This is a genomic window from Caulobacter sp. 17J65-9, assembly GCF_010975005.1.
In the GTDB taxonomy this organism is placed as follows: Bacteria; Pseudomonadota; Alphaproteobacteria; order Caulobacterales; family Caulobacteraceae; genus 17J80-11.
Map to the genome: position 1 here is coordinate 1 of NZ_JAAIVC010000284.1, position 1,914 is coordinate 1,914.

Annotated in this window: 1 protein-coding gene and 1 pseudogene; one reads left to right on the plus strand and one right to left on the minus strand. The window is 73.2% G+C overall.

Annotated features, from left to right (window positions below):
* A partial coding sequence (locus tag G3573_RS21310) for a VIT domain-containing protein (RefSeq protein WP_163263638.1) occupies positions 1 to 1,532 on the minus strand: 1,532 nt, incomplete at its 3' end.
* Positions 1,533 to 1,709: 177 nt separating this feature from the next.
* Between G3573_RS21310 and G3573_RS21315 the strand changes: the two are divergent.
* Positions 1,710 to 1,914 (plus strand): annotated as a pseudogene (locus G3573_RS21315) (hypothetical protein); the annotation flags it as partial.

Here is a 1,914-nt window from a genome sequence, read left to right on the forward strand (position 1 = left end):
CCCCAGAGCGCTCCGGCCGCGTCGTGCGGACGCGCGCTCGCGCGATCGATCCGGTAGACCCGGTCGCGCGGGCCGGCGCCGCCGGCGACCTCGACGACCACGGCCTCGCCGCTCATCGGCGCCCTCGCCACCAGGCGCACCCGGTCCGGCCCGGTCGGCAGCACGGTGTAGTCCAGGTCGCGCCCGGCGGTGTCGGTCACCCCGACCACCCGGGGCCCCGAGCGGGTCATGCGCGACAGCGCCGCCTCAGGCGTGGTCGTGCGCAGGTCGACGTGTCCGCCGCCCGAACGTCCGGCCAGCACGGACAGGAAGCCGGCGTCGGCGTCGGCGGCGCTGGAGATCGTGAAGGTCAGGCACCGCCCGCGCTTCGGGTCAGCCTCCTCCAGGGTGACGTTTCCGTCGGTGAACCACAGGCAGACGTCGGCGCGCGGGGCGTCGATCTCGCTCAGCCCGGCGAGCGAGGTCGCGCCCCGATAGTCCTCGGGATCTCGCGGGACAGCCGCATCGGCCCGGACGCTGAGACGCGGGTCGTAGGCGGGCTGCGGCGCGTCCTCCGGCAGGGCGTCGTAACTCGTGACGCTCGGACGACCGTCGCCGAACAGCACGACGTCGACCGACTTCGGATCGACGGCCTCCAGGTAGCGGGCCAGCAGCAGCCGCTCGGCGCCGAGATCGTCGTCGCGCCGCGAGCGCGACCGGTCCCAGTAGACCCGCACCCGTTCGGGCCGAGCCGCACGCGCGGCGAGCGGACCGACCGCATCGTCGATTTCCACGAACAGTTCGCCCGACTTGTGCCGCGCGACGGTCGTCGGCTCCGACGCCGGCGCCCAGGCCAGCCACAGGCCGCCGGTCAGCGGCCGGCCCTTGGAGGAGGCCCTGCCCTCCATGCCGCCCTGCCCGCGGCTCCACTTCAGGGCCATTCCCTCGGGCGCGCGCGCCTCGACCGGGGCGGCGCGATCGGTGCGCACCACCAGCGAGGTCGTTCCCACCGGCTCGGTCGACAGCGGCAGGGCGTATCCCTTGTCCGGGGTCAGGGGCGTGACGAACTCGAGCCGCACCGTGCGCCCCTGCTCGGGCATGACGGGAAACACCCGGGTGCGGAACGCGCCGGTGCGCGTCACCTCGGCCAGGCCCGGGTCGACGCCCTGGCGCACCTTCTCCTCGTAGGCCGTGGTGCCCTTGCGCCGGTCGACCAGCACGCCGTCGACCATCGCGCCGTTTACGTCGAGCGCGTAGCCGGTCACCACCGACCCGGCCGGCAGGTCCAGCTCGAAGTCGCCCTCGAGCGGCTGGCGGGTCGGATTGAGGAAGCGGGCGGTGACGACGGTGCGCGCCAGGCCGCCCCTGAGGTCGACCTCGACATCCAGCCGGTCGATGCGCAGGGCCTGGGCGCGCGCCTCACCTCCGTCGCGGGCCACGTAGTCGTGCGCCACCAGGGTCGGGTTCGCCGGCGGCGCTTCGGCCGCCAGCACGCTTCCGGCCGCCGCCAGACCCAGGGCCAGCCCCAGCCCGCCGATCCATCCCCGCCGCATGTTCCGTCTCCCCCGCGCGACTCTCAGTTGCAGGCTAGCGGCGCTCGCCGCCGCCCGCCTCTCCAATTTGGGAGAGAGATTGCGTCGGAAGCTTGACCGAACGCGGGTTTGTATACGTGTGTTTACATTTGTATTACGCAACGCTACGTTGCGAGTTGAACAGGCGCTGAACAACCCATGGTCGGATTGAGCAAACCCCTGAGCGTACGACTGACGGACGAGGACGCGACCTTCCTGGCCGGCCTCGAGCTGGACGGCGCGACCACGGCCTCGGACAAGGTGCGCGCCCTGATCCGCCTGGCGCGGCAGCGCGCCGAGGCGCCCGCCGGCTTCGCCGCGGCGCTGGGCGCCAGCCACGACCTGCTTGGCTTCGGTCTTGGCC